This is a genomic window from Marinobacter sp. AN1, from assembly GCF_026013985.1.
GTDB lineage: Bacteria > Pseudomonadota > Gammaproteobacteria > Pseudomonadales > Oleiphilaceae > Marinobacter > Marinobacter segnicrescens.
In genome coordinates this window covers 3,073,860-3,096,313 of the sequence record NZ_CP110342.1, presented here as the reverse complement: position 1 = coordinate 3,096,313, position 22,454 = coordinate 3,073,860, and the positions used below count along the sequence as shown (strand labels likewise).

Below are 22,454 nucleotides of genomic sequence, written 5' to 3'. Positions count from 1 at the left end.
GCAGCTTTGAGTGACCAACTGATCCAGTTTGTCAGAGACCATTTTGACACCAAAGACTTTATCCCGCTCCACGCTCCGGTATTTCCTGGTCGTGAAAAGGAGTACGTCGCCGATACCATCGAGTCCACCTTTGTCTCAAGCGTCGGTGCCTATGTGGACCGGTTCGAGCAGGATATGGCTGGCTATACTGGCTCTCCCAAGGCTGTGGCCACAGTAAACGGAACGGCAGCCTTACACATTGCGCTAAAACTTGCAGGTGTGGAGTCAGGGGATCTGGTTATCACACAGCCGCTTACGTTTGTCGCTACCTGTAACGCGATTGCCTATTGCAACGCCGAGCCCGTATTTGTTGATGTAGACCGGAATACGCTGGGGTTGTCTGCCAACGCCCTGGAAGCCTGGTTGACAGAAAACACAAGTCTGGATTCAGAAGGCGTGTGTCGTACCCGCACCGATAACAAGGTAGTTCGGGCCTGTGTGCCGATGCACACCTTCGGGCATCCCGCGGATCTGGATGGCCTGATATCGGTGACCCGTCGGTGGAATATCGCGCTGATAGAAGATGCCGCCGAGTCTCTGGGCAGCTTCTACAAGGGAAAACATACGGGTACCTTCGGCACGTTGGGTACGCTCAGTTTTAATGGCAACAAGATCATGACCACCGGAGGTGGGGGGATGATCCTGACTGACGAGGCTTTGGCCAGTCGCGCCAAGCACCTGACTACCACCGCCAAAAAGCCTCATACATACGAGTACATTCACGATGAGCTGGGTTACAACTACCGGTTACCGAATCTGAACGCAGCCTTGGGATGCGCCCAGTTGGAGCAGCTAGAAACCTTCATCGAAAATAAGCGCGCCTTAGCTGCGGCCTACGAAGACCTCTTCTCAGGTACCAAACTGGAGTTCGTGAAGGAACCTGAAGGCTGTCGCTCGAATTACTGGTTGAATGCCGTTATCTGTGAGGATAAGTTGCAGAGAAATGAACTACTTAAAACCACTAACAAGCAAGGGGTTATGACGCGGCCAATCTGGGCATTGATGAACCATCTGGCCATGTATCAGAGTTGTCGCCGTGGTAATCTGAGTAATGCGGAATGGCTGGAAGCGCGAGTGGTCAATTTGCCGAGTAGCGTTTGTGTGCCAGCTAGTGTTAGGGAAGGTCTGAATAACTGCTGATATTTGCCGATCTTGGGTTTAACCGGCAAAAAATCGAAGATTCAGACACTATTTTCCCGTTAGTTGTGTGTTTCTTGCCCGTTTCCCGCCATTTTGGCGAAAAACAGGCGCACTGGCCCTACGCCAGCATGTATTTTTCACCAATCAGCAGGTTGCTGAACGCGGCCAGCAAATGCAGCCGGTTGTTGTTCTTGGCTAGACCGCGATAGCGGACCTTGCTATAACCGAAGACCTGTTTAATGTACCGGAAGGGATGCTCCACTTTGGCACGAACACTGGCTTTGATTTTCTCGGCTTTCAGCTTGTCAGCATCCAGCTTCTTCCGGGTGCCAGGCCGTTTGGCAATGAACCAGGAGACGTTTTCACGGTGCTTATGCTCATCCCGCTTCTGAATGCCAAGGTACCCGGCATCGCCGAAGACCCGTTGCTCTTCACCGTGCAGCAGCTTGTCGGTGGGCACGATGTCGTGCACGTTGGCTGCGGTGGTATCGATGCTATGAATCAGGCCCAGCGTGTCGTCGACGCCAATGTGCATCTTCATGCCAAAATGCCATTCGTTGCCCTTCCTGGTCTGGTGCATTTCAGGATCGCGCTTGCCGGTGCTGTTCTTGGTGGAGCTGGGCGCAGAAATAATGGTGGCATCGACGATGCTGCCTTCACGCAGCATCAGGCCGTTTTTCTCCAGGTGTTTGTTCACCTCTTTAAACAGTGCCTTGCCAAGACCGTGTTGCTCCAGGAAATGCCGGAAGTTGAGAATAGTGGTCTCGTCCGGCAAGCGGTCCAGCTTCAAACCGGCGAAGTGCCGCATGGACTCAATCTCGTACAGAGCATCTTCCATCGCCGGGTCGCTCAGGTTATAGAACAACTGCATGCAGTGAACTCGAAGCATGGCAGGCAGCGGATACGGAGGCCGACCGTTCTGACCCTTGGGGTAATAACGGGCTACCTTCTTCTCCAACTGCTTCCACGGAATCAGCTTGTCCATCCGTTCCAGAAAGATCTCGCGACGCGTCTTGCGCTTCTTGGTCTGGTACTCAGCTTCGGAGAAAGTGATCTGATCCATGGTGGCAACGAATCCTATGCGGTTGGCGATGGCCATATTATCGCTGATTTTGAGACTTATTCAGAGTCTCCTTAGGGAAGGATAACCTCCTGTAGTTATCTTATGATTTCGATACGTAAAAATGTACCTTTGGGAGGTAATTTATGGATATTAGAACAATCAAAGACAAAGGTGAATTGCTAAAGTATAAAAGCGATATTCTTAAGCTTTTTTCGCAGGTGTTCGATGAAGAGCTATCCGAAGACTTGTGGAGGTGGGCGTATATAGATAACCCATTCGGAGACCCTTCTGTATCGCTTTGTCTTGATGAAGGTGTAGTGGGCCATTACGCAGCAATCCCGTATCCCCTAGAGGACAACGCTCGAAATGAATATAGCGCTTTCCTTTCCATGACCACGATGGTGGCGTCCAGCCATAGGAAATACGGGCTATTCACGAAGCTGGCAACTGCAACATATCAGGAACTAAGAGACCGCGGTGCGGATTGGGTGATGGGATTTCCAAATGAAATGTCTGCCCCGGGTTTCAGGAAAAGGTTGGACTGGACAGTATTGGATGCGGATTATGTCGTATCGGTTAACCGGAAGCAGCTACTAGAGGTGGCCGAGTCAATTAAAAGCCATATGGATGAAATGCCAAGAACACTTACTGCTAACCTCTCTGAGGAGTCTGTCCGTACCTGGAGGCTTTCAAAGCCAGGAGCAGACTATAAGTGGACAAATGGGGTTGCCTACAAAACATTCGGTGACCAAGTAGATGTGATGTACTATGAAGATGTCGAGTGTCTTCGTGAGCTTCCGGAAAGTCCATTATATAATATCTTAGTTCCAAGAGATGTAGTGAAGAATATGGAAGTCGTATCTTTTGAGTATCAGTTTGGTGGTATTGGTCTGAATAAAGATTTCTCCCCGGAGCATGTCCGCCGACAGATGTGTATGTCTGATGTCTTCTAAAAAGCTGAAAATTATTGCGTTCACCTCGATCAGGTCAGAATATGACCTGATGAGCGGATTGTATAAGGAGCTGTTTCACGAGCGGAATCATGATTTACGGCTGGTGGTATCCGGTGCTCACTTGGTGGAATCCTATGGAAATACAGTTCAGCAGATCGAGAGTGATGGATTAAATATCGGTTATCGCGTGGAAAATCTCTTGGCTGCTGATAGTGAAGTGGCTCGAATAAAGTCTGCGGCGATTCTTCACTCTGCTTGTGTTGATATTTTGAGCAACGAGAAGCCGGACTTGGTGATCTTTGCGGGGGATCGTGAAGACGTGTTGATCTACGCGATGGTCAGTGCATTTCTCAGTATCCCTTCGATTCATTTCTTTGCTGGTGATCACGCACAGGACGGTCACGTCGATAATCCGGTGAGGCATGCAGCCTCCAAATTGGCCTCACTGCATTTCGTAAGCACCGAACAACACCGCAAACGCCTATGGTCGATAGGGGAGCAAGACGAAAGGATCAAAGTGATCGGTAGTGTAGCGCTGGACAAGTTTGTTCATGAACCTCAAATTCCCAAAAGACAGTTACTGGATCTACTGGAATGCAAGCATCTTCCTGAACATGCCAAACTTGCAGTTCTTATATTTCACCCTGTCGCGGCAGAGCGAGACAAAGCTCCAGGCTACCTTGAGAGCATCGCCAACGTGCTTACTCGGAATGGGTATCATGTTTTAGCGAGCATGCCGAATAGTGATCCGGGCAATTATGCCATCCGGAGAGCGCTTACGACGCTTGGCGAATCCCCTCATTTCTCAACCTATCAGAATCTGTCTCGTTCTCTATTCGTTAACCTTCTTCGGGCCGCCAATCTTATAATTGGTAACTCATCAGCTGGTCTTCTGGAAGCCCCTTCTATACCGATCGCAACAATAAACGTGGGTGAAAGGCAGAAAGGAAGGCTTGCTGCAGATAGTGTGGTGTTTTGCGAGGGTTCAGAGCAAGCAATAGCAGAAGCCCTGAAAGAAGTGGAGTCGGAACCATTCCAGGCAAAACTATCCTCCCTGACGAACCCCTATGGCGATGGAAAAAGCGTAAAAAAGGCAGCAGATCTGATCGAACAAGTTAACAGTAAGGCGTTTGCGTTGAAACCAGAGGATCCGCTTGAAAATGCCTAACCTAAAGCTCCAATCGGCGTTAGTCATTGCCCCTCACCCAGACGATGAAACCTTGGGCTGCGGTGGTACTATCCTTAAACTGAAGGCCATGGGTGTATCGGTCCATTGGTTGATCGTTACAACCATCGATGGTGTGGCTGGCTTCCCGCAGGATAGAGTGGCTGTTCGTGCAAGAGAAATCGAGTCTGTCAGGGATGCGTATGGCTTTGATGGCGTGCACCAATGCTTTTTGCCCGCTGCTGGGCTCGACACCCTGGGAAAGGGTGAACTTATCGGGGCTATCGGAAAGGTAATCCGGTGTGTAGAGCCAGATAGCCTCTACGTTCCATACAGGAACGATGTTCACAGCGATCATGCAGCGGTATTTGATGCGGCAGTTTCCGCGGCAAAGACGTTCCGCTCTCCATTTGTGAAGGCGATATACGCCTATGAAACCCTTTCGGAAACAGACTTCGGCCTGCGGCCCGATGACCCCGGATTTCGACCCAACCTCTACGAAGACATTACCGGGTATCTGGACAGGAAAATCTCAATAATGTCTAAGTTCGACGGCGAAATGGGGGAGTTCCCGTTCCCTCGCAGCGAGGAATGCCTGCGGGCGCTGGCCACGCTGCGGGGCGCTCAGGCCAATTGCAATGCGGCGGAAGCATTCATGACTCTCAAGGAAATACGCTGACCATGTCGGTACTGATTATTGCTGAAGCCGGTGTAAACCATAACGGCGAAAGAGATAAGGCGTTTGCCCTGATAGACGTGGCTGCAAAAGCTGGCGCAGACGCGGTTAAATTCCAGACGTTCAATGCTGAACGTCTGGCGGCTATGACGGCTCCGAAGGCAGCCTATCAGAATAGGACAACCGATGCGTCCCAGTCACAACTGGAAATGCTGAAGCGGCTGGAGCTGCCAGTCGAGTGGCATAAAGAACTTCAGGCGCATGCCAGTGGGCAAGGTATACAATTTATCTCCACTGCGTTTGACCTGGACAGTCTAGCTTTTCTCGAGTCCCTCAACCTGCCTTATTACAAGATCCCATCGGGTGAAATCACCAATGGCCCGCTGTTGCTGGCTTTTGCAAGAACCGGGAAGAAAGTCATTCTGTCGACGGGTATGGCAACCCTGGGTGAAGTCGAGCAGGCTCTCGCCATTCTTGCCTGGGGCTATCTGAAAACGGAATCACCGGCTTCCCTGGCCGAAGTCTGGCAGCATTGGTCTACATCTCAGGCAGGGGCTGCTATTGCGGAGAATGTCTCATTGCTGCACTGCACCTCGCAATATCCGACTCCAATGGAAGAGGTGAATCTCCGCGCAATGGACACGCTCCGTTCGAGCTTTGGTTTACCTGTTGGCTACTCCGATCACACTCAGGGTGTGCTCATTCCGGTAGCCGCTGTGGCCAGGGGCGCCCAGATTATAGAGAAGCATTTCACGCTGGACAGTAGGCTTCCCGGCCCGGATCACAAGGCATCACTGGAGCCGGACGAGCTCTCTCAAATGGTGGAAGAGATTCGCTCTGTGGAGACCGCCCTCGGAGATGCCAGAAAACGGCCCCAGATCAGCGAATGGGATTCCCGCACGGCCGCCCGTCAACAGATCATTGCTACTTCATCGATAATCGCAGGTGAAAAAATTACATCGGCTCACCTTGGCACAGCCCGGGCCGGCATGGGTGAATCTCCCGCCTACATCTGGGATCTGATCGGCACCACAGCCACCCGCGATTACAGCGTTGGAGACACGATTGAGCGCTAAGATCATACTCGTAGGCGCGGGCGGCCACGCAAAAGTTGTTCTGGACGCTTTGCAAGCCGCCGGCCTGGTGGTTGGCGGTGTTGTGGATCCCTCCCTTGCGGGTAGCAGTGATTATTGGCGTGGTGTACCGGTTCTGGGGGATGATCGGGACCTCCTGAAACTTAAGCCTGGCGACGTTGAGCTGGTCAATGGCATAGGCAGTATGCCGGGGCAGTCATTGCGCAGGGAAATCTTCAGGAAACTCACCTCCGCCGGCTTCAACTTCCTCTCAGTTATACACCCCTCTGTGATAACAGGATCGGGTGTGCGGCTAATGGCTAGTGCTCAGTTGATGGCAGGGGCCATTGTGCAGGCAGACAGCCTCGTTGGAACGAACACCATCGTGAACACCAGTGCACATATCGATCACGACTGCAAGATTGGCTCTGATGTACACATTGCCCCCGGTGTTGCGATTTCCGGAGGAGTACAAATCGGGGACGGTGCCCATATTGGTACCGGCGCTTCTATTATTCAGGGTATTAGCCTGGGCAGAGGTGTTGTGGTTGGCGCAGGTGCCGTTGTGGTGCGGAACGTGCCGGATAATGCCAGAGTAATGGGTCCAGCGCCCAGAGTTACACCCGGGCAAGGTATGGAGTAGTGAATGAAACAATGGCGTAACGCACTCGCGAAAAGTGGTATCAGCCTGGAACAGGCCATCGAGATTCTGGATAAAGCTGCCATGCGCATTGTACTGGTGGTCGACAACGATGAAAGACTGCTGGGCACCCTGACTGATGGCGACGTACGGAGAGCATTGCTCCGGCATCTGCCGCTGGATTCAGCCGTAGACGGGGTGATGAACACAAGCCCCAAAACCGCAGACGAAAGCTGGACAGAGAGCCGGATTCTGTCGCTCATGGAACAGTACCAGGTACTTCAGTTGCCGCTAGTGGATGACGACGGGAAGGTTGTCGGGCTGGTGAATCTTCATGATCTGCTGAACAAGCACCGCCACGATAATCCGGTGTTCCTCATGGCTGGCGGTTTCGGTACCCGCCTGCGGCCGCTGACCAACAACTGCCCCAAGCCCATGCTGAAGGTGGGCGACAAGCCGATTCTGGAACAAATCCTGTTGAACTTTGTGGAAGCGGGGTTTCATCGTTTTTACGTCTCGACCCATTACATGCCGGAAGTGATACGTGACTACTTCGGCAATGGCGAGCAGTGGGGCGTAAGCATTGAATACGTTCACGAAGACGAACCGCTGGGCACAGGCGGCGCTCTGGGCCTATTGCCGCATGATGAAATAAATCAACCGCTGTTCATGATGAACGGCGACCTGTTGACTTCCCTCAATCTGCACAGCTTTCTGGACTTTCACGAAAAACACAGTGGTATAGCCACCATGTGCGTACGTGAATACGAACACCAGGTGCCCTACGGCGTGATTACCAGTGAAGGAACCAAAGTGAAATCCATGGTGGAGAAGCCCATTCATCGGTTCTTTGTGAACGCAGGGATTTATCTACTGGATCCCGCTTTGGTGAAAAGTGTAAAACCCGGCACCCGAATTGACATGCCGACGCTGCTGGAGCAACAGATCGAAGGAGGCGAGGCCGTGAATATGTTTCCGATCCATGAGTATTGGTTGGATATCGGCCGGATGGACGATTTCAACAAGGCAAATACAGAAGCAAATGGTTCACTAAATGGCTGACGCTGGCAATATTCTGGTAGTTATCCCGGCCCGGGGCGGTAGCAAAAGACTGCCTCGGAAAAATGTATTACCACTGGCCGGAAAACCTCTGATCTGCTGGACGATTGAGGCAGCGTTAGAGGCACGCCTCAACGCCAAAATTGTAGTGACAAGTGATGACCGGGAAATCCTTGGTCTGGCTCAGCAATATGAATCTCAAGGAATAATTGCGCACAAGCGCCCTGATCATCTGGCCTCGGATACTGCCGCCACAGCAAGCGCACTTACTGATGTGGTAGAAGCACAGGAGGGTGCAGGTTTTACTCCGCACACCATTATCCTGTTGCAGCCCACCTCACCGCTACGGAATGCCAGCGATATTGTCGCATCGCTGGACCTTTTCCACTCAACTGGTTGCCACGATACAGTAGTCAGTGTTTGTGAGGTAGATCATCCCACTGCATGGGTAGGGACAATGGCCAGCAACTCCGTTTTTGCCAATACCAAATTGTCGGAGATGAGATCACAGGAGTACGCAAAGGAGCATCGTTTAAATGGTGCGATCTATATAAGTCGAGCTGATGTGTTGAAAATTCTGGCTCTTTGTTCACGAGCCAGTTGAGAGGGGCCGTAATGAGTCGTGTCCGCTCGATCGACATCGATGATCTTGTCGATTTCAAGATCTGCGAGAGTCTGATAAATTATTATTGTTAATCGAATCAATATTTCAAAATATCTATTCGCATTTTCGACGGCCCTTCGACACCAATCACAATTGTATTGAGTCCTTTACAAGCATGCGCCCCTACCAGAAACTAAAGAATAGTGACTACGACATAATTGCGTATCAGGTGCACATATCGGAAATCGAACAGCTGATAGATAATGAACCAGATAGCGACGTTGGCTTTGCGGTACTTGGAAACTGGCTGATCAAAGGGAGGAAGCATTACGTCGATAAGATTAAGAGCAACTTCGATTATCGAAAAATTGTGGACGACTGTACGGATGAGCAGAATCGAGCTACGCCATTAGGAGATTGGTATGCCGAATTCACTTATCCGCATCGAGTACGTAGCCAATGCGAAGTGAAAGTATTAAATACGATACTTGAGAGTGCTCTTACTCTAACATTGCCAAAAAGAATTCTAGTGTGCTGGAAAAATAAATCCGCTTATGAAATTTCTCGTAAGGTCGGCGTCAGCCACAAACGTTCAGCTTACCAGAAAAGAGAAAAATTAATAAAAGCACAGTGTAAAAAGGCGCTCTACCATATTGTAAGAGCCTCGGTCGGATTGGTCAGAATCCTGAAATTTAAAAGGTCTAGCAGAGCCTCCATGAACAATATTGGTGTTCTCGTTGGTAGCTCAGATATATATCGAATAGTGGATGGACGCTATGAAAACCCGGTAACGGGAGAGGTAAGGCGAGAGTTAGAAAAACTTAATTGTAACGTTATTTATATGAGCTCGCCCCACGATTCTGGTGATAGCTACGCGAAGTTGAAGGCCTATGTTCGAGATGAAGGGGCCATAACGCCAGAAGCGGTAATCGTTTATTACGCTTTCAGGCATCCACTTACACTCCTTTTGAGCCTAATTGATCGAGTTAATCCTCTTCAAAACGATAGTAAAGCCTTTTACAGGCTAATCGTTCAGGCATTTAAGGAGTTTTTGGAAGCAACTTCGGTCGATGCGGTCCTTTTATCCGGAGAGTATTCTAGAATTCCAAGGTCAGCAATAACTGCTGCCAACGATATGAGTATCCCCACAGCGGGAATGCAGCACGGCGCTATTGCGCCACGGCACCCAGGGTATAGTTTACGGCACTACTCGGCTAGAGTGACTACACCAAAGTCACTGCTTCTTCACGGTGATGCATACCGAACGCTCCTCGAGGAATTACATGACGAATATTGTCCAAAATGTTGGGTGGTAGGAAATCCAGCCACAAAGATAAATAATATTATTGGAGATATAAAAGACCAAACGCTCGATAGTGATCGATGCTTTAATGTGTTGTTCGCGTCACAGCCTCAGCTTCGTCCTTTGTTACGGGAGGCGTTCGATAACATTCCAAGAGCTCGTCAAAATAATGCCATCAAGGCTACTTTTAAACTACATCCTGCCTACGAGGCGAGCGGTGATTTCTTTAAGAGCGAGAGGTTCCAGGTTTTTTTTAAGGCAATCGACGTTCTCCCTGTGATCTCAGATGTTGACTTAGCGTTGAGCGATGCAGATGTTGTGGTCTCAAGAACTTCAACTATACTACAAGAGTCGTTGTCCCAAGGTATCTTCACAATCGAGGTGCTGGATGAGGCTTCTGACTACTCCCTAACAGAGACGTTCGCGAAAAATGGTTGTCTCGAAAACTGTTTGGTGGTGAGAGCCGGCGATCTGCCACAAGTCCTGATCGATTTGCAGAGGAGCGGCCTTAACGGTACGTGCAATGATGAATCCTCTACCCCCTCCAGACTATGTTCAATAAATATGCCGTATACGACAGTTTCAGAATGGGTGAACTATCTTTTTGATTCTTAGATTGGCTCGTTTCTCTAGACGATAATTTAGTTTAGTTCGTTTTTGGATTTTCTTGGATGTTCTTCGACAGTTTGGCTCGTGAGTTTTAGCCGTCACTTTACCGCATCATCGTGGGGCTGTTGTTTTATTAATAGATTGTTTTGCGAAGGATTGATATGGTGGTGGCGGTTACTTTAACTCTTATGTCAATAATGCTAGCGATATTAAGCATAGCTTGGTTGTCAAAGGCTCGAATGGTTTTGAGTATTTATGCGCCAGCTGTGGTTGTGCCATTTATGATGATGTATTTGGCCCCTTTATACTATTTGTCTGGCGGAAGCGACTATCGTGTATTTAGTGATTCTGCGCTAACGTCATTCTCGCTTCTTTGCTTGGTAACGTCTTTTACGATGTTGCTGAGTGTTTTTCTTTACGTTTATTTGCGACGTAGGCATATCGTTAGTCCAATAGTTTTGTCGGAACGATGGTTTACTTTGGGAAACAGCACGCTCTTGCTTTTTTCTTTTATTGCTGCTTTGTGTGCTATTGGATTGCTGGTAATTAATTTTTCTCAGATGTTGCTCTTCGATTTTTTAAGTTTAGCTGATTCTCCAGCCGAGGCAAACTCTATAAGATACGATAGGACTAGTGCTGAGGGTGCCTTCTTTTTCAGTTTCCTTGCGATGCTTTGGTTTCCCGCCTTATTATTGATGCTGTCTTTAAGAACTGATAATAGTTTTATAAGGCTTATGCTGATCCTGGTCGCCTTGATGATAGCCAGTCTATCGTTGCATAAAGCGCCTTTAATGCTAATTCTTGCATTTGTAATGTTGTTTGGGAACAGGAAAGGTGCCGCTCCCAGAACTACGAGGTTGGCTTTGGTCGTCATTTTCTTAGTGGTTATATCGCTTGCATGGTATATTCTTGTAAAATCTTTTTTTCTGCTGGTTCTGATCGCAGTTTGGAAGAGTTTGTTTGGAGCTTTTTTCGAAGGATATTCGTTTCTCAGGCGGTTGGCGGCATTGTCGCTTTTGATGTTTTCGAAGTAGGCGGGTTCTCGGGTCTTTCTCCAGAGGTATACTCGGGCTATAAGCGCGAGCTATGGTCCGCTATCTATGGAGAAGGCCAGGGTTCTTCCACCACTCTCCTCTTGCATGACCTGTTACTTAGGTTTGGCTGGTTCTTCGGTGTCAGTGCATATTTTTTTGTTGTACTTGGCGCGACCGTTTGGTTTGCTGTAATAGATAATGTAGCCGACCTAAGTAGATACGCCGTGTTGGGAAGATTTTTCGCATATCCGACATTCTGGTTTGCGGTTGTTTTGAATATTGGTGCTTTGGCATCTACCCTCGGTCGTTTTCTTCCGTTTGTCTTGCTATTTGGTCTGGTTGTTTTTATTTATGGTTCTATATCCAAGGTTCCGATACTAAATTTTAAAAGGGTTTGATTTTTGCGGATTTTTCATAATGGATAGGTATCGTTTCGTTTTTATTCTCGGTGTTGGAAGGTCAGGGACGTCACTCCTGCAAAGTATGTTCGCCGCGAACAAGTTTGTTCGTTATCTTCCTGAGACCGCGTTTATTAGAAGATATTTGGCCAGTGGGCGTTTGAGAAAAATATATCGTGCCGGCGGGTTGGAAGCTGTTAAAAGCGATCTTGCAAACGATCGTTTATTAAATCGCACTGGTGTAGATTTTGACGTTATTCTAGATGGGGCCGAGAGTGGTTCATTTGCGGATGTCGCAAAAATCTTTGTCCGAATCGCGGATAGTTTTTGTGATGGAGAAGCTAGTTGGCTAGGTGATAAAGACCCTAGGTTGGTTGAGTTCATCCCTCTTTTACCGTTGCTAGCACTCAACACAACAGCATTACACATAATTCGTGATCCTCGAGATGTTTTGCTCTCAAAAAAAAAGGCAGATTGGTCAAGAACCAGTCATGTCTGGAAACACATTTTTGCTAATCGTGTGCAGTTGAAACTTGGTGTAGTCTCGGGCCCTAAGGCTCTCGGGCCGCGCTATCACGAAGTTATCTATGAAGAGCTGATCGCCGACCCTGAACCTGTTTTGAGAGAACTTTGCGCTTACATCGGGCTTCCATTCGATTCCGCCATGCTCGATTTTGGCGATGCGGCTAAGAAACTGGTTTCCAAAGAAGAGGTTAGTTGGAAGAAGGAGACCTTTGGCCCGTTGCTCTCGGATAATAAAGAAAAGTGGAGAGAAGGCCTCTCTGCCAGGGAAATAGTGCTCACGGAGCTCTGTTGTCGGCAGGCATTCCGGATCGGTGGCTATCAATTTGATCCCCGCCCGAAGTCGCTGTCAATCAGAGATCGGCTTTGGGTTCTCGTCGGGGCCTCCGCCATTATGCTGATGGACTGGCCCTATCGTCTGTATCGTGGCTATTCTGTGAAGCGCGCATGCAAAAAACTGACTTGATTTCCGGGCGGGTGGTCGCTGTTAAACCGCACGAGCTACTTGTAGCGCGGGGCGCGAAGCTTCTTAAAAGGTTCCAGGAAGGGGCAGGGCTGGAGTTGTGGCATACGCTGCCTGTCTCCTGGTGGCAGCAACTGGCGATGCAGGTACCTTTTGCGGCAAGAGCGCTTCGGCTGGGCGTTCATCATGTTGTTGAAGCTCAGGGCAAAACCGTAATCGTCGCCAATAAAGCGTCCTACCTTATTGATGAGGGGGGCATTACCTCCCTCGGAGAGTTACAAGGCTCCCGCCCTATGGCGCTTTGCGCCGCAGAAGGCCAGGTCTATTACGGTGAGTACCGCTCTAATCCCGAACGTTCAGCTGTGCATGTTTTCGGGCTGGATGTTGAGAGAAAGGTTTGGACGCCGGTCTGGAGCTTCCAGGGAGTCAGGCATGTTCATGGGGTCTTTTATGACCCTTATGCTCAGGCGTTTTGGGTCACAACTGGGGATTCCAATGAGGAATCAGCCATCTGGCGGACGGACGATGAGTTCTCCTCGCTGAAAAAAGTGGTTGGTGGGTCCCAACAGGTTCGGGCGGTGCAGCTGCTTTTTACTGAGGACCATGTTTACTTCGGCTCAGACGCACCGGACGAGCCCAATCATATCTACCGTATGGACAGGGGCGGGGCTAAGGTAGAACGTCTCTGCCCTGTCGGTGGTTCGGTATTCTATGGCTGCAAGGTGGGAAATCACTTGGTTTTCTCGACTGCCGTTGAGCCTAGTGACGTCAATACCGGGAAGGAGGCAGAGGTCTGGCACTCTTCCGAAGGGGAGCATTGGAACAGATTGCTATGCTTTCCGAAAGACCGGCTATCCATGAAGTATTTTCAGTATGGCCAGGTTCTGTTTCCTCAGGTGTCTGAAGGCGCTGGGAATACGCTGTATTGCACCCCATTTGCGGTGAAGGGTCACGGTAAAACCCTGGAAATCCCTTTGTGACCTCTTGATAGCATTCTGATTCTTTATCATCAAGGCAATTACTTCTATGTTTTCTGATCTGAAAATCTGTGTCGTTGGTTTGGGTTATATTGGTTTGCCCTCCGCTGCGTTGTTGGCCAATCGGGGATATCAGGTTCAGGGTGTTGATGTGGCGCCGGACGTTGTGGATACGATCAATCAGGGTGATATCCATATTGTGGAGCCAGACCTGGATTCGTTTGTCCACTCTGCGGTGAACTCCGGGCGGCTCGAGGCCTCTTTGGAGCCGGAACCTGCTGATATTTTCATACTGGCGGTTCCGACTCCGTTCCATGACGGATTTGTTCCCAACATTGACTATGTTCTGGACGCGACCCGTTCTATCGCCGGTGTGGTGAAAGCCGGCGACCTGGTCATCCTTGAGTCGACGTCCCCGGTTGGCACGACAGAGCGAGTGGCAGGGACTCTACGTGAAGGTGGTGTGGATACTACCCAGGTATACGTAGCTCATTGCCCGGAGCGTGTACTCCCTGGCCACATCATGCGCGAGTTGGTGGAAAACGATCGCATTGTGGGAGGTATTACACCAGAGGCCAGTGAAAAAGTTGCTGCGTTTTATCGGACCTTTGTCACTGGGGAGGTACTGGTCACCGATGCCAGAACAGCAGAGATGGCCAAGCTGACTGAAAACAGTTTCCGCGACGTGAACATTGCCTTCGCGAACGAGTTGTCTTTGCTTTGTAATAGGTTCGGTATTGATGTGTGGGAGCTGATCCATCTGGCCAACCGGCACCCCAGGGTAAATATTCTGCAGCCCGGTACCGGTGTGGGTGGCCACTGCATAGCGGTTGATCCATGGTTTATCGTTCATGAAGGGGGTGACGATGCGCGCCTGATTCGCACCGGGCGGGAAGTGAACACTCGCAAAACGGAATGGGTCGTTGAGAAGGTCAAGTCGGAAGTCGCCTCTTATCGTGACTCTAACGGGCGTAATCCAGTAGTGGCTTGTATGGGGCTGGCGTTCAAACCGAATATTGATGATCTCCGGGAATCCCCCGCCCTCTGGGTGTTCCAGCAATTGGTCGCTGCTGATGTTCAGCCGCTAGCAGTGGAGCCGAATCTGAGAACACACCCGAGTATCAGTCTCACGCCCTGGAACGAGGCCGTTGCTCAGGCCGATATCGTGGTGTTCCTCGTAGCACACCGGGAGTTCAAGTCGGTCAATGTGAATGCCAAAGTATTGGATTTCTGTGGGGTGACTCAGGCGTGAAAGTTTTGCTCGTTTTTGGTACCCGTCCCGAAGCCATCAAAATGGCACCATTGGTTAAAGCGCTCCAGGACGACAGCTTTTTTAACGCTCGACTGGCGGTTACGGCACAGCACCGGGAAATGCTGGATCAGGTATTGGATTTATTCAGTCTGGTTCCGGACTATGATCTGAATATCATGCAGCCCGGACAGGATCTGTATGATGTAACCAGCAAGGTGTTGCTGGGGTTGCGAGATGTCCTGACAGACTTCAAGCCGGATTTGGTGTTGGTGCATGGTGACACCGCAACGACATTTGCGGCTTCCCTTGCTGCCTTTTACCAGCAGATTCCGGTAGGGCATGTGGAAGCCGGGCTCCGTACCAATGATTTATCCTCGCCCTGGCCAGAGGAAGCCAACCGTCAATTGACCGGCAGGCTCGCCCATTGGCACTTTGCGCCGACGGAGCGTAATCAGCGTGCGCTGCTTGCGGAAGGCGTTGAGGCCGAGCAGATTCTGGTTACGGGCAACACGGTGATTGATGCGTTGCAGTGGGTAGTAAAGAAGGTTCAAGCTACACCTGAGCTACTACAGAAGATACATCAAGCGCTGGCCGGAGCAGGTCTTACCATCAAGCCAAATGATCAGCGTTACGTACTGGTAACCGGCCACCGCAGGGAGAACTTCGGCAATGGCTTTGAGAATATCTGCAAGGCGCTCAGAGGGCTGGCCGAAGCGAACCCGGAGACTCACTTTATCTACCCCGTCCATTTGAACCCGAATGTCCAGGGGCCGGTTAAACGTCTTCTGGGTGGTTTGGACAATGTCCATCTGATTGAACCGCTTGGCTACGAGCCCTTCGTATATCTGATGCAGAACGCGTACCTGGTACTGACGGATAGCGGCGGTGTGCAGGAGGAGGCACCCGGATTGGGTAAGCCTGTTCTGGTTATGCGTGATAACACGGAAAGGCCTGAAGCTGTGGACGCCGGCACGGTGCGACTGGTTGGCACTGAGAGTGGTGTCATCAGGGATGCGGTTCAGCAGCTGCTGGATGATGAGGTTGTATACCAATGGATGTCACAGGCCCATAATCCTTATGGGGATGGGCTCGCTTGCCGTCGCATTGTGGAATTTCTGAAGCAGCAATGAAGCGTCTGAAGCTGTTATTTCACACGGTGCGATATCTGCGGGTCAGACAGCTTGGCTACCAGGTCTACTACCGGATTCGTAAGCCCCGTCTGAGAAAATTACCGGCACCGGTACTTCGTGGTGAGCTGGATGCATGGCCGGGGGAGGCTTACCTTGAGCCGGCGACAAGGGATGGCCGAACGTTTACCTTCCTTGGACAGACCGCCCGTTTTGACGGCAACTGGAATGATCCTGCTGTCCCGAAACTCTGGCTGTACAATCTTCATTACCAGGATCATTTGAACGCCAGGGGCGCAGAATCCCGCATTGATTTGTGTGAGCACATGGTGGATGCCTGGGTTGAAGGCAACCCTCCACTGGCCGGAAATGGCTGGGAGCCTTATTGTCTGTCTTTGCGGATAGTCAACTGGGTGAAGTTTTTCAGTCGTCTGGGTCCCGGTCGGGTCAAAGAAACCTGGTTGCAGTCACTGACGCAACAGACAGACGCACTTGAGCAGCAGCTGGAATTTCATATTCTGGCAAACCATCTGTTTGCTAACGCAAAGGCCTTGGTATTTGCGGGCACTTATTTGGGTGGCACCCAGGGTGATCGTTGGCTCCGTAAAGGGCTTGCTCTACTGGATAGAGAAGTGCCAGAGCAGTTTTTGGAAGATGGCGCCCACTACGAACGTTCACCCATGTACCACGGGACGTTGCTTTGGGACCTTGCCGATTTGATTGCGCTTTTTCAGGCAACCCGGTTTGAGGAGCTGGAAAAGCGGGTTAATGACTGGCGGCAGAGGGTCGAAAAAGGGCTGGAATGGCTTGCCGCCATGACTCATCCGGATGGAGAAATTTCTTTCTTTAATGACGCAGCATTCGGTATTGCTCCCAATCTTACCGATTTAACCAATTTCGCTGGTTCTTTGGGGCTTGCTGTGCCTTCCGGTGAGTGCCCAGAGAGAGTGCAAGTTTTCCTGTTACAGGAGAGTGGGTTTGGGGTAATCGATTGGCCAGAGCGTCACCGGCTGTTAGTGGATGTTGCACCTGTAGGGCCGGGTTATCAGCCTGGACATGCCCATGCGGATACACTGAGTTGTGAACTGAGCCTGTTTGGTCAGCGGGTGCTGGTGAACTCAGGTATCTCTCAGTATGGTCAGGATGTTGAACGGCATAAGCAGCGGTCTACTGCCGCTCACAATACGGTTGAGGTGGATGGGCAGAACTCCTCGGAAGTATGGGGTGGGTTTCGGGTAGCCCGGCGCGCCATGCCGTTCGATGTCGGGGCCAGTCAGGGCGAGTTAGAGGTGCGTGTGTGGGGAAAGCATGACGGGTATCGGCGTCTCCCGGGAGGGGTTATACATCATAGAGAATGGCGGGCAAGCAGTGGGAGAATTGTCATAGAAGATGTCTTGTCAGGCTCTTATGGTTCGGCTGTCGCATACTGGCACTTGCACCCGCATATAAATATTGAACCCATCCAAGATTTTAGGCTTCTGTTGACCATGCCAGGTGGCCAGAAAGTTTCGTTTATTATTGAAGGCGCTAAAAGCCTTCGGTCTATTGATAGCCAATGGCATCCGCAGTTTGGTCTTTCTATCAAAAATACGAAAATTGCTTTGGAGTTATCCGGGAAAAAACTGGTAACCAGACTTGAATTTTAGCCTTCTACGTACCCGCATCAGGAATTCATGAAAAAGATCGCCTTCCTATCTACTTATTCTCTTAATGAGCCAGTACTGAAGAATAGGATAACCCCATTCATTGATATTGCATTAGAGCGCGGCTTCACCGTTACTTTGGTCAACCCGTCAGGTGGTGAGTATCATCAGAGTGCTGATAAGAACTTTCGTCACCGGGCCTTGAATATACCGCAGGCGAATAGGGGTAATTTTTTTGTCAGAACGCTCCGGGAGATAAGTCTTGCGCGCAAAATTCTGAAAAGCGCACCCGATGACGTTGACGTTACATTCGTAACGATACCATCAATGTTTTTGTTGTTCCTTTTTGGTCGAGGTCGCTTTAAATATTCCGTGCTGGACGTTCGTGATCTTACCTGGGAGTACCTAAGTGAGGGCTCCGCCGTAATGCGTTCAGCGAAGAGGGTTTTCAGGCTTTGTGCAGGATTAAAGGTGCCCAAATTTAACCTTTACACAGTGACAAACAAGGCTGAAGAAAAATATCTGCTAGACCGGTTTGGCGTTTCTCCGGAGCGTATAATCCTATGTCCGAATGGGATCTCCAGAAGGCAGTACGAACAGGTTCTGGCGATGCCAGAACCTGTAAAGGTGGCTAAAAACGAGAGTCCGACGATGGTTTACGTTGGAAACGTGGGGCTTGCTCAGAATCTTGTCACGTTGGTCGAAACAGCAAAAATGCTTCCGAATTTCAATTTCGTAATTGTTGGCGGGGGCTCAGATTTTGAGAGAATTCAGAAGTCTGCCAAGGGTGTGCCCAATATAGATCTTAAAGGCCGTATTGACTGGAATGAGGTTCCTTCAGTCTATCAGCAGGCAGATATTCTTTGGGCTCAACTCACACCCGAATTCGCTGGTGCAGTGCCATCGAAGCTCTACGAGTACCTGGCGACCGGCAAGCCCGTCATTTATGGTGGGATGGGAGAGGCGGTATCGGTTGTCTCCGGATTCGAGCGAGTTTGTCTCGTTGCGCCAGAGGATTCAAATGAACTAGTCGCTGCCATTGAATCATTCCTGAATGATAATAATGTTTCTCGCCTTAGTCGTAATAACCAAAGAAAAATAGCGGATAGCTTTATTCGTGAAAATTCAGTGCATCGTTTTTATGAAAAACTGCTGAGTAACAAGGAGCTGGATTGAAGATATTGCTAACTGGAAGTACCGGTTTTATTGGTCGCCGAACCTCAGCCTTGCTGACTTTCCGGGGACATCAGGTAACCAATGTTGTTCGGTCCCATTCCGGTGACTCCTCTAACTCGATGGTGATGGACAGTCTCGATGGGGGCAATGACTGGACCGCTGCCCTACGGGACAAAGATATAGTGATCCACACGGCCGCCTTGGCCCACAGTAGGGCTAAAGTTTCTTCGAGCGATGAATTGTCCGACGATGTTTACCGGGTCAATGTCGCAGCGACGGCGAATCTCGCCCGGCAGGCTGGTGAGGCTGGCGTCCGGCGCTTTATTTTTATAAGTTCCATTGGCGTAAATGGGTTTGTTAATGATAAGCCATTTACCGAGAGCGACCTTGAGAATCCCTGCGACCACTACGCACGGTCCAAATTTGAAGCTGAAAAACAACTTTGGGAAGTCGCTCGTCAAAGTAATATGGAGGTGGTTATTATCCGGCCTCCACTCGTTTATGGCCGGAATGCGCCGGGCAACTTCGGGACGCTAGTGCGATTGGTCGAAAAAAGGATTCCGTTGCCGCTTGGGGCGGTCAATAACACGCGGTCACTGGTAGCCCTGGACAATCTGGTGGACTTGATCATTACCTGCATTAACCACCCTGAAGCTCGTAACGAGGTGTTTTTTGCGGGTGATGGTGAAGATTTGTCGACTACTGAACTACTGCGTGCGGTGGGCCAGGCAAAGGGAAAACCTGCACTCCTGATACCGGTTCCAGCTGGCATCTTGATGTTCGTTGCAAGGCTGTTTGGAAAAAAGGTGGCCGCTCAGCGTGTGTTGGGCTCGTTACAGGTTGATATATCTAAGGCGCGTTCTCGTCTGGGCTGGGAGCCACCTCTGACAGTTCAGGAGGGTATCAGACGCTGTTTCATCTCGGAGAATAACTTTTGATTCGATTGTTTGATTTCGTTTTGCCTCTCTTGGGCTGGTGATGGGGCTCCCGGTACTTCTTCTGCTGTTGCTTGTGGGGCTGTTTGATACAGGTTCGCCAGTCTTCCGCCAGGAGCGCGTTGGCCGTAATAAAAAGCCGTTTACGTTAATAAAGTTTCGCACTATGAGAAAAGACACCGCCTCAGTAGCGAGTCATCTGGCAAACGCTGATGCAATTACGCCGTTTGGGCGCTTCCTTCGCCGTACGAAGTTAGATGAATTACCCCAGCTATGGAATGTGCTAAAGGGTGAAATGAGCTTGGTTGGACCCAGACCTTGCTTGTTTAATCAGCAAGATTTGATTAATGAACGTGAACGTCGGGGTGTTCTTGAGGCTCGACCGGGTATCACTGGGCTTGCGCAAGTGAATGATATAGACATGTCAACCCCACGATTACTGGCTGAAACTGACCAGAAGATGCTGGAAAATCTGACAGTAGGCGCCTACTTCCGCTACATCCTTATGACTGTGGCTGGCAAGGGAGCTGGTGACCGGGTCCCAGGTCGTGACTGAGATTCGTTTTTAATCGTTACACAACGTCAACTTTAGTTGAGTCCTAAGTACTCTACACTTGTTAAGAATCGCACTTTTCCAGGGATAGCCATGCTGCAAGCCTTTCTCAATTTGCCCAGAGTTTATAAGCGTCTCGTATCGGTAGTTTCCGATGTGGTTTTACTGACGTTCTCTTTCTGGGCGGCCTTTGCCTTGCGCCTGGAGAATCAGCAGTGGCTGCCGAATACAGATCAGATGATGGTAGGAGCTTTGACGGTTGGCGTCTCTATCATCTTCTTTGTCCGGCTGGGGTTGTATCGGGCGATTATACGATATATGAGCGACAAGGCGTTCGTTACCATTAGCATTGGGGTGGGGGCGTCCGCGCTCACATTGATTGCGCTAGCGTACCTGCTTCAGATTTTTGTTCCTCGTTCTGTACCTGTTATCTACGCGGCTCTTGCTTTTATCTTTGTAAGCGGCACCCGTATGGGTGTGCGCATGCTGGTTGGACGTCCCTCTCAGCGCAACAAGGAACCAGTGGCCATCGTCGGTGCGGGGGAGACAGGTATACATCTTGCGGAAGCCCTGCGCCAGGGCACTCAGTTCCAGCCAGTGATGTTTGTTAGTTACCGTAAGGCCAACCACCGGACGTTGATCCATGGCCTCCCAGTGTATGGCATCGATCATATCGAGAAGGCGGTGCGTAAGCACCGGGTCAAACGCCTGTTGCTGGCTCTGGACCCGAATACCCAGCTTGACCGAAAGCAGCTGTTGCGGGAGCTGGAGCCATTGGCGGTTCCTGTGCAGACGGTCCCTAGCATGGCGGAGCTGGTGTCTGGCCAGGCACGTATTAACGATATTCGTGACCTGGAAATCGAAGATCTACTGGGCCGTGATCCTGTTTCGCCGGATAGCGCTGTGGTGGCCTCCAGCCTGTTCGAAAAGTCGGTATTGGTTACGGGTGCCGGTGGCTCCATTGGTTCCGAGTTGTGCCGGCAAATTCTGCGTCATCGTCCCGCCCGGCTGGTGTTATTTGAGCAGTCTGAGTTCTCGTTGTATGCCATTGAGCGTGAGTTGCAGTCCATTAACAGCATTGAGGGTCTTGCGGTAGAGATTCACGCGGTTTTGGGTAGTGTGATGCAACGCCGCCGCTGTGCTGCCGTGATGAAGGCCTTCGGCATCCACACCGTCTACCACGCCGCCGCCTACAAGCACGTGCCCCTGGTGGAACACAATGTCATCGAGGGCGTGCAGAACAACACCTTCGGCACCTGGCATGTGGCGGAAGCCGCCATAGAAACCGGCGTGGAGCGCTTTGTACTGATCTCCACGGACAAGGCGGTGCGACCCACCAACATCATGGGGGCGAGCAAACGCCTGGCGGAGCTGGTGCTGCAGGGGCTGGCAGAGCGGCAGACTGGTACCCGGTTTACCATGGTGCGGTTCGGCAATGTGCTGGGGTCGTCCGGCTCGGTGGTGCCCTTGTTCCGGGACCAGATTCGTGACGGGGGGCCGGTCACGGTTACCCATCCGGATATCATTCGTTACTTCATGACCATCCCTGAGGCCAGCCAGCTGGTCCTGCAGGCTGGCAGCATGGGCCAGGGCGGTGAGGTGTTCGTGCTGGATATGGGCGAGCCGGTAAAAATCGTCGACCTGGCCCGCAAGATGATTCACCTGATGGGCCTGTCCGAAAGAACCGAAGAGCGTGTGGATGGCGATATTGAAATCCGCTTCACCGGCCTGCGCCCGGGGGAAAAGCTGTATGAGGAACTGCTCATCGGCGACGACCCCCAAGGCACCAGCCACCCCCGCATCATGATGGCCCGGGAAGCATCCATGCCCTGGGATGATGTGGAGTCCCTCCTCAAGAAACTCTCCCTCGCCAGCCAGAACTTCGACTGCGGTCGCATTGCGGAACTGATCCGTGAGGCGCCTACCGGCTATGCCCCCAATGGGGATGTGGCGGACCTGGTTTGGTGTCATTCCAATGAGCTGGTGCAGTCGGCGGACTCCGACAGTGGCGTTCGGCGGTTGGGGGCTTGAGTTTAAGGACTTGATTGGC

The 22,454-nt window shown here is 50.8% G+C and carries 19 protein-coding genes and 1 pseudogene; 19 read left to right on the top strand and 1 reads right to left on the bottom strand.

Annotated features, from left to right (window positions below; genetic code table 11):
- The first annotated feature begins 6 nt into the window (after nt 1–6).
- Nucleotides 7–1,179, top strand: coding sequence for a LegC family aminotransferase (locus LJ360_RS14180; RefSeq protein WP_264994373.1), 1,173 nt, complete (start codon nt 7–9; stop codon nt 1,177–1,179).
- A 118-nt stretch (nt 1,180–1,297) separates the two neighbouring features.
- Here the strand turns inward: LJ360_RS14180 and LJ360_RS14175 are convergent, their stop codons facing one another.
- On the bottom strand, nt 1,298–2,242 hold the full coding sequence (locus LJ360_RS14175; RefSeq protein ID WP_041657592.1) for an IS5 family transposase: 945 nt from the start codon (nt 2,240–2,242) through the stop codon (nt 1,298–1,300).
- A gap of 143 nt (nt 2,243–2,385) precedes the next feature.
- On the opposite strand from LJ360_RS14175, the gene LJ360_RS14170 reads away from it, so the two are divergent.
- The 18 genes and pseudogenes from LJ360_RS14170 to LJ360_RS14085 all read left to right on the top strand — a co-directional run bounded on the left by LJ360_RS14170 (nt 2,386) and on the right by LJ360_RS14085 (nt 22,435).
- Nucleotides 2,386–3,195: a GNAT family N-acetyltransferase gene (locus LJ360_RS14170; RefSeq protein ID WP_264994371.1), complete on the top strand. Its 810-nt coding sequence runs from the start codon at nt 2,386–2,388 to the stop codon at nt 3,193–3,195.
- Nucleotides 3,185–4,363, top strand: coding sequence for a UDP-N-acetylglucosamine 2-epimerase (gene neuC / locus LJ360_RS14165; protein ID WP_264994370.1), 1,179 nt, complete (start codon nt 3,185–3,187; stop codon nt 4,361–4,363). Before LJ360_RS14170 ends, neuC begins: the two co-directional genes overlap by 11 nt.
- Nucleotides 4,356–5,039, top strand: coding sequence for a PIG-L deacetylase family protein (locus tag LJ360_RS14160; protein ID WP_264994369.1), 684 nt, complete (start codon nt 4,356–4,358; stop codon nt 5,037–5,039). Before neuC ends, LJ360_RS14160 begins: the two co-directional genes overlap by 8 nt.
- Before the next feature lie 2 nt (nt 5,040–5,041).
- Nucleotides 5,042–6,112 (top strand): N-acetylneuraminate synthase, encoded by a 1,071-nt coding sequence (gene neuB, locus LJ360_RS14155; RefSeq protein ID WP_264994368.1) that lies wholly within the window; start codon nt 5,042–5,044, stop codon nt 6,110–6,112.
- On the top strand, nt 6,102–6,752 hold the full coding sequence (locus LJ360_RS14150; RefSeq protein WP_264994367.1) for an acetyltransferase: 651 nt from the start codon (nt 6,102–6,104) through the stop codon (nt 6,750–6,752). Before neuB ends, LJ360_RS14150 begins: the two co-directional genes overlap by 11 nt.
- A 3-nt stretch (nt 6,753–6,755) precedes the next feature.
- The gene (locus LJ360_RS14145) at nt 6,756–7,811 is read left to right on the top strand and encodes a nucleotidyltransferase family protein (protein WP_264994366.1); all 1,056 of its coding nucleotides are present in this window, start codon (nt 6,756–6,758) and stop codon (nt 7,809–7,811) included.
- On the top strand, nt 7,804–8,412 hold the full coding sequence (locus LJ360_RS14140) for a cytidylyltransferase domain-containing protein (RefSeq protein WP_264994364.1): 609 nt from the start codon (nt 7,804–7,806) through the stop codon (nt 8,410–8,412). The genes LJ360_RS14145 and LJ360_RS14140 overlap by 8 nt, the downstream gene beginning before the upstream one ends.
- 175 nt (nt 8,413–8,587) lie before the next feature.
- A complete protein-coding gene (locus LJ360_RS14135; protein WP_264994363.1) occupies nt 8,588–10,330 on the top strand; it encodes a hypothetical protein in 1,743 nt (580 codons plus the stop codon).
- 892 nt (nt 10,331–11,222) lie between these two features.
- A complete protein-coding gene (locus tag LJ360_RS14130) occupies nt 11,223–11,756 on the top strand; it encodes a hypothetical protein (protein ID WP_264994362.1) in 534 nt (177 codons plus the stop codon).
- Between the two features lie 19 nt (nt 11,757–11,775).
- A complete protein-coding gene (locus tag LJ360_RS14125) occupies nt 11,776–12,744 on the top strand; it encodes a sulfotransferase family protein (RefSeq protein WP_264994360.1) in 969 nt (322 codons plus the stop codon).
- Entirely contained in the window at nt 12,726–13,721 is a 996-nt protein-coding gene (locus tag LJ360_RS14120) for a hypothetical protein (protein ID WP_264994358.1), read from the top strand. The genes LJ360_RS14125 and LJ360_RS14120 overlap by 19 nt, the downstream gene beginning before the upstream one ends.
- Before the next feature lie 46 nt (nt 13,722–13,767).
- On the top strand, nt 13,768–14,970 hold the full coding sequence (gene wecC / locus LJ360_RS14115; RefSeq protein WP_264994357.1) for a UDP-N-acetyl-D-mannosamine dehydrogenase: 1,203 nt from the start codon (nt 13,768–13,770) through the stop codon (nt 14,968–14,970).
- A 41-nt stretch (nt 14,971–15,011) separates the two neighbouring features.
- Entirely contained in the window at nt 15,012–16,100 is a 1,089-nt protein-coding gene (wecB, locus tag LJ360_RS14110; protein WP_264996049.1) for a non-hydrolyzing UDP-N-acetylglucosamine 2-epimerase, read from the top strand.
- On the top strand, nt 16,097–17,743 hold the full coding sequence (locus tag LJ360_RS14105) for a heparinase II/III family protein (protein WP_264994355.1): 1,647 nt from the start codon (nt 16,097–16,099) through the stop codon (nt 17,741–17,743). Before wecB ends, LJ360_RS14105 begins: the two co-directional genes overlap by 4 nt.
- A 27-nt stretch (nt 17,744–17,770) precedes the next feature.
- On the top strand, nt 17,771–18,916 hold the full coding sequence (locus tag LJ360_RS14100) for a glycosyltransferase family 4 protein (protein ID WP_264994354.1): 1,146 nt from the start codon (nt 17,771–17,773) through the stop codon (nt 18,914–18,916).
- Nucleotides 18,913–19,854, top strand: a complete 942-nt coding sequence (locus LJ360_RS14095) for an NAD-dependent epimerase/dehydratase family protein (RefSeq protein ID WP_264994353.1) — start codon at nt 18,913–18,915, stop codon at nt 19,852–19,854. The genes LJ360_RS14100 and LJ360_RS14095 overlap by 4 nt, the downstream gene beginning before the upstream one ends.
- Nucleotides 19,851–20,407 (top strand): annotated as a pseudogene (locus tag LJ360_RS14090) (sugar transferase). The gene LJ360_RS14095 and the pseudogene LJ360_RS14090 overlap by 4 nt, the downstream one beginning before the upstream one ends.
- A 90-nt stretch (nt 20,408–20,497) precedes the next feature.
- On the top strand, nt 20,498–22,435 hold the full coding sequence (locus LJ360_RS14085) for a polysaccharide biosynthesis protein (protein ID WP_264994352.1): 1,938 nt from the start codon (nt 20,498–20,500) through the stop codon (nt 22,433–22,435).
- The last annotated feature ends 19 nt before the right edge of the window (nt 22,436–22,454 follow it).